This is a genomic window from Streptomyces sp. SM1, from assembly GCF_002910825.1.
Taxonomy (GTDB): Bacteria; Actinomycetota; Actinomycetes; order Streptomycetales; family Streptomycetaceae; genus Streptomyces; species Streptomyces okerensis.
The window spans coordinates 1-5,694 of the sequence record NZ_NEUB01000042.1 but is presented as its reverse complement, the minus strand read 5'-3'; the positions used below and the strand labels follow the sequence as shown (position 1 = coordinate 5,694).

Annotated in this window: 6 protein-coding genes; 2 read left to right on the top strand and 4 right to left on the bottom strand. The window is 73.0% G+C overall.

Translation table 11 applies throughout. The annotated features are described in order from the left end of the window. Window positions 1–151 precede the first annotated feature (151 nt). Together B9S61_RS00905 and B9S61_RS00900 are read left to right on the top strand one after the other, a co-directional pair. Window positions 152–1,633, top strand: coding sequence for an MFS transporter (locus B9S61_RS00905; protein WP_103540462.1), 1,482 nt, complete (start codon window positions 152–154; stop codon window positions 1,631–1,633). Window positions 1,634–1,644: 11 nt separating this feature from the next. Beyond that, entirely contained in the window at window positions 1,645–1,977 is a 333-nt protein-coding gene (locus tag B9S61_RS00900; RefSeq protein WP_103540460.1) for a putative quinol monooxygenase, read from the top strand. A 5-nt stretch (window positions 1,978–1,982) separates the two neighbouring features. Here the strand turns inward: B9S61_RS00900 and B9S61_RS00895 are convergent, their stop codons facing one another. The 4 genes from B9S61_RS00895 to B9S61_RS00880 all read right to left on the bottom strand — a co-directional run bounded on the left by B9S61_RS00895 (window position 1,983) and on the right by B9S61_RS00880 (window position 5,690). Continuing rightward, window positions 1,983–2,888 carry an endonuclease/exonuclease/phosphatase family protein gene (locus B9S61_RS00895; RefSeq protein WP_103540459.1) on the bottom strand — a complete coding sequence of 302 codons (906 nt, stop codon included), beginning with the start codon at window positions 2,886–2,888 and terminating at the stop codon, window positions 1,983–1,985. 191 nt (window positions 2,889–3,079) lie between these two features. Beyond that, on the bottom strand, window positions 3,080–4,006 hold the full coding sequence (locus tag B9S61_RS00890) for a hypothetical protein (protein ID WP_103540458.1): 927 nt from the start codon (window positions 4,004–4,006) through the stop codon (window positions 3,080–3,082). Continuing rightward, window positions 4,003–4,494: a hypothetical protein gene (locus B9S61_RS00885; protein ID WP_103540457.1), complete on the bottom strand. Its 492-nt coding sequence runs from the start codon at window positions 4,492–4,494 to the stop codon at window positions 4,003–4,005. Before B9S61_RS00885 ends, B9S61_RS00890 begins: the two co-directional genes overlap by 4 nt. Before the next feature lie 2 nt (window positions 4,495–4,496). Further along, a complete protein-coding gene (locus B9S61_RS00880; RefSeq protein WP_103540461.1) occupies window positions 4,497–5,690 on the bottom strand; it encodes a macrolide family glycosyltransferase in 1,194 nt (397 codons plus the stop codon). Window positions 5,691–5,694 lie beyond the last annotated feature (4 nt).

Genomic DNA, 5,694 nt, shown 5'->3' with positions numbered 1-5,694 from the left:
CCCCGGTGCGTGGTGATCGAGTGGTGGGGGTCCGAGCCCCCGCGTACGGTCGAACGGTGGAATCCCGAAAGGGCAACCCGACATGACCAGTGGACCGCGACCGGCCTCCGCGCCGCAGCACACCACCCATGGCACCGGCGGCGGCAACGCGATGGCCCTGCTGGTGATCGCCTCCTGTCAGCTGATGGTGGTGCTGGACATCACCATCGTGAACATCGCGCTGCCCCACATCCAGCGCTCCCTGGACTTCTCCACCACCAGCCTGTCCTGGGTGGTCAACGCCTACACGCTCACCTTCGGCGGGCTGCTGCTGCTCGGCGGACGGGCCGGCGACATCCTGGGCAGACGGCGCGTGTTCATCTTCGGCGTCCTGCTCTTCGTGGTGGCGTCCCTGCTGGGCGGGCTCGCGCAGAACTCCGGCCAGCTCCTGGCCGCCCGCGCCCTGCAGGGCATGGGCGGCGCCATCGCGTCGCCGACCTCACTCGCCCTCATCAGCACGACCTTCCGCGAAGGTCCGGCACGCAACCGGGCGTTCGGGGTCTTCGCCGCGGTGTCGGCGGGCGGCGGCGCGATCGGGCTGCTCGCCGGCGGCATCCTCGTCGAGTGGCTGAACTGGCGGTGGGTGCTGTTCGTCAATGTCCCGATCGGGCTCCTCATCGCCCTGGCGGCCCCGCGCTGGATCAAGGAGTCGGAGCGCCATCCGGGCCGTTTCGACATCACCGGCGCCATGACCTCCACGGCGGGCATGGTGCTGCTGGTCTACGGCTTCATCCGGGCCGCGCAGGACGGCTGGCGGGACACCCTCACCCTGGTCTCGTTCGCCGGGGCGGTCGTCGTCCTCGCCTCGTTCGTGCTGGTCGAGAGAAGGTCCCGGCAGCCCATCACCCCGCTGCACATGTTCGCGGACCGCAATCGCGCCGGCACATACGGCATCATGCTGTGCCTCGCGGCGGCGATGTTCGGCATGTTCTTCTTCCTGACGCTGTTCGTGCAGAACGTGCTGGGTTTCAGTCCGCTCCGGGCCGGACTCGCCTTCCTGCCGGTCAGCGCGGTCATCGCGATCGGTGCGGGGCTGGCCTCACGGTTCCTGCCCGTGTACGGGCCCAAACCCTTCATGGTGCTGGGCGGTCTCCTCGCGGCGGCGGGGCTCGGCTGGCTCACCCTGACCGACGTCCACTCCACCTACGCGGGCAGTGTGCTCGGTCCGATGCTGGTCTTCAGCCTCGGCATGGGCATGGAGTTCGTGGCACTGACTCTCATGGCGCTGTCCAACGTCGCCGTCCGGGAGACCGGAGCCGCCTCCGGCCTCCTCAACGCCACCCAGCAGGTCGGTGGTTCGCTCGGTCTGTCCATCCTGGTCACGGTGTACGGCACCGCGAGCCGCAACGAGGCCGAACAACAGATACCGGGCTTCCTCCAGCAGGCCACCCCGGCCGAACGCGTGCGTTTCCAGCGCACCGGAGAGCTGCCGGATCCGTGGGCCGACGAGGTGCTCACCGCCGGGGTGTCGTCCGCGTTCGTCACCGCGGCGGTGTTCGCCGCGGTCGCCGCGCTGATCGCCCTGCTCGCCATCCAGGTACGCCCCTCCGACCTGCAACGCCTCCAGGGCGGCGCGGGGCCGGGTGCGGGGTGAGGAGGAAAACGATGATCTTCATCACCGCCAAGTTCCGGGTCCTTCCCGAGCACGCGGACCAATGGCCGCGGATCGCCGCGGACTTCACCGCGGCGACCCGCGCGGAGCCGGGCTGCCTGTGGTTCGACTGGTCGCGCAGTGTCGAGGATCCGAACGAGTACGTGCTGGTCGAGGCCTTCCGCGACGGTGAGGCGGGGGCGGCCCATGTGGCTTCCTTACATTTCCGGACCGCACAGCGGACCCTGCCGCCGCACCTCGCCGGGACACCTCGCGTCGTCAACATGTCGGTCCCGCAGGACGACTGGTCCGAGCTGGGCGAGATGAGCGTCTCCGGGCGGGAATGAACCTCTCAGTGGCCGCGCCGGGGCACCTTCAGGTCCGTGACCACCGGACGGTGGTCGGACGCGTCCGTCGCCACCGTGCGGGCGCCGGTCACCGTGATGCCGGGCGAGACGGTGACCAGGTCGATGCGCTTGACGGGCTCGTCGGCCGGGTACGTACCGCCGCCGTCCGGAGCGGCATCACGGAGCGTGCGCCACAGGGGCGCCAGCTCGGGTGCGCCGGCCTCGGCGTTGAAGTCGCCGACGAGTACCTTCGGCCCGCGGTCCCCGGCCAGCACGGCGAGCATGTCCGCCACCTGGGCCTCGCGGACGGACGGGTCGGCCCGGTAGTCCAGGTGCGTGGAGTAGACGTGCACCCGTGCACCCCGCACCTCGACCACCACCTCGGCGAAGCCGGGCGCCGGGGCGGGCACGGGCTCCGACGTCTGCGTGGAGAGCCGGGTGATCTCGTGGTTCTCGGCGTGGAGCACCGGGTGGCGGCTCAGCACGGCGACTCCGAACCGTCGGCGCTCGCCGTCCGGGCCCGGCGGCTCCAGATCGTAGATCGGGGCGAAGAACACCCGCATGCGGAGCTTCCCGGCCAGCGCACGTGCCTCGTCGACGAAGTCGCTCCGGGCGCCCCAGTGCACATCGACCTCCTGGAGGCCGATCACATCGGCGCGCAGACCGCGCAGGGCGGCGGCGGTGCGGTCGAGGTCGAAGACCTGGTCCTGGCCGGCACCGGCGTGGATGTTGTACGTCGCCACGCGCAGCGGGACCGCCGGGGCGCGTGAACCGGTGACTCCGGCCCCGGCCGCCGTCGCCGCCGTCGCCGTTGCCGCCGTTGCCGCCGTTGCCGCCGTTGCCAGCAGAACGGCGGCGAGCACGGCCGCGGCACGGCCGGTGCGGACAGGACGGGGGAATCCGTGCGTCATGCCTTCTCCAAGTCATGTAGGGGGCACGCGCGATCGGGAGAATGGAAGCACAGGTGCGCGGCCGCCGCCGAGGTGTCGGCCCGGTGTCCGTGCCCCGTTCCCGGTGAAACCGGCCTGGCTCGCGGCGGCCGGACGCTCCGTCAGGTGGCGTCGGCCCAGCCGCTCTCACCGGACCTCGTGGCACTGACGCCTCATCGGGTCACCGGCCGGTCCGGGCCGACGGCGCGGACGAGCGCGAGCACAGTGTCGGTGGTGTGGTCGAGGTGACTGCGGCCGTCGGGGCGGTGCGACTCCCGGCTGATGTAGCTGCGCCGGCCGAGGTGGGTGGCCGGGTCCAGCCGGTGCACCGTGACCTTCCCGGCACGCCGGGCCCGGTTCCATCCGCTGCTCCGCAGCAGCCGCCAGCGCTGCGGGAAGATCCAGGTGCAGACCCGCTCGATCCGGTCGTGGGCGCTGGTCAGCTGATGCAGATGCCGGGCGTGGGTGAGGTCGTTGGCCCCGTTGTGGAAGCCGCCGAGAGTGATCAGCAGGAGCGGGGCCGCCAACTGGTCGTGCAGTTCCTCCACCGCGCCGGTGGCGACCTGGGCCCCGCCGCTGTAGCTGAGCAGCACCACGGGGACACCGCTGTGCGGCCGGTAACCGGCCCGCCGCAGCTGGCCGGCGATCTGCCCGCCCACCGCGCGGTTGTACAGGGGGCGGTAGCGGCGGTCCGCGGCGACGAAGATCTGCATGACGTTGTGCAGGAACAGCAGGATGCCGGCGCGCCGCCGGATCCACGCCCACCCGGGCCGGGTGGCGAGCGGGGCGGCCAGCGGGGAGTAGGGCTGCACCTGGCCCAGCACGCGCAGGTCCGGTGCCGCGGCGATCAACGCCTGGACCAGCCGGCCCCCGTCGCGGGTGTCGGTGAAGCGGCGTTTGCCGATGCCGTCCAGATAGACCAGGTAGGCGGTCGGCGGACGGTCGGGGTCCGCGCCCCGGGCGTAGGGCATGCCCGCGGGCAGCCGGGTCGTGGGGGCGCGCCAGCCGGCGATGTAGAGCATCATCTCGTAGCGGGCGAGCAGGGCTTCGGCGAGCAGTACCGGGCCGAGCACCAGGGCGAGCAGCGGGAACCAGGTCATACGGTCAGCTCCCGTGCTCCCGCGACGCCGATCCGCGCGACCACGTGGCGGACGGCCTCCACGACGGCGGCCGGCCCGACTCCCGCCAGGGCCACGCAGCCGGCGGCCACCCACCAGCCCGCACCCGTCGTCGCGGCGAGCGGGCCGACCAGGCCGGCCCCGACCCCCACCAGGAGCAACAGGTGCAGCAGCGGCCCGAGCAGCGGGAACGCGATGACGGCGCCCAGGAGCATCGGGGCGGCCTGGCCGGGTGTCCAGGTCAGGGCGGCGACACCGGACACCGGTGCGGACAGCGACAGTTGGGCGAGGGTCCACGCGGTCAGCGGCCACAGCGCGATCACGGCGCTCTCGACCACGGTGCCGGTCAGCAGGAGGCCGGACACGAGGGGCCGCGACACACCGGACCGGCGGGCGACCAGCGGCAGAATGCGCCCGGCGGCCTCGGACAGTCCGCCGAGCACCACCAGGACGACGACAACGGGTGACATGCTCAGCGCTCCTGTGGTGAATCCGCCGGGGGCTGCGGGCCCGTACGGGTGGTCCGGTGCAGGTACTCCTCGAGTTCGGCGGCGGCGCGCGCATGGCCGCCGGCCTCGCGCTGGGCGGTCCGCAGGGCGGCGGACGCGTTCCGGAAGCCGGGTTCGGTGAGCAGGCGCCGCGCGAGGGCGTTCACCGTGGCCGGGGTGGCGTCCTCGGTGCGGAGGGACAGACCGGCGCCGAGTTCGACGACCCGCCGGGCGACCAGCGGCTGGTCCGCGCCCTGCGGGACGACCAGCATGGGGACGCCGGCGTACATGGCCTCGTTGACACTGTTCATCCCGCCGTGCGTGACGAACAGCACGGCCCGGTCCAGCACTTCCGGCTGGGGGACGAAGCGGCGGGCGATCACGTGGGGCGGCAGGGGGCCCAGGGCGGCCGGATCGGTGTGTCCGGTGGAGACGACCACGGTGCCGCCCAGGGGTGCCAGCGCGTCCGCGAAGGTGCGCAGTACCCGGGGGCCCGCGTCGAACACCGTGCCCAGCGAGGCGTACAGCACCGGGGGCCGCAGTCGGCCGGCCGGGAACGACGGGTCGTGGGGACGGGCGCCGACACTGGGCCCGACGAAGCGGTACGACCGGTCGAAGGTGTCCGCGGCGGGCTGGAACGCGCGGGAGGTGAACACCAGGTTGAGCGGCTGGCGGGCGTTCACCAGGTCGAGCAGGGGCAGGCCCCGGGTACGGTACCGGCGGGACAACTGCCCGCGCGACCGCAGATAGCCGCGGACATTGCGGGGCCGGGCCGCCGCCGCGGCCAGCAGCCGCAGTGAGGCGCGGCCGGGGCTGGACACGGAGCGGTTGAACGCCATGGTGGTGAACACCGATGCCGCGGGTACGCCGAGTTCGCTCGCGGCGACCGGGCCCCACGGGCAGGCGGCCCCGTGGACGATCAGGTCGGGCCGGTCACGGCGCAGGTCGGACAGCACGGCGGGCAGCAGGGCGACGGCGGTGCGGGCGAGCCCGTCCAGCAGCGTGACCGGCGTCGGCGGGCCGGTGAGCGGTGGACCGTCCCCGGGGTAGAGGCGCACGGTCGCGCCGGTGGCCGCCGTCTCGTCCGCGAAGGCGGCGGTCGTGTGGCAGGTGACGGTGTGTCCCCGGCGGACGAGTTCGGCCACGACCGGCAGGGTCGGCTTGATGTGTCCGTGCAGGGGG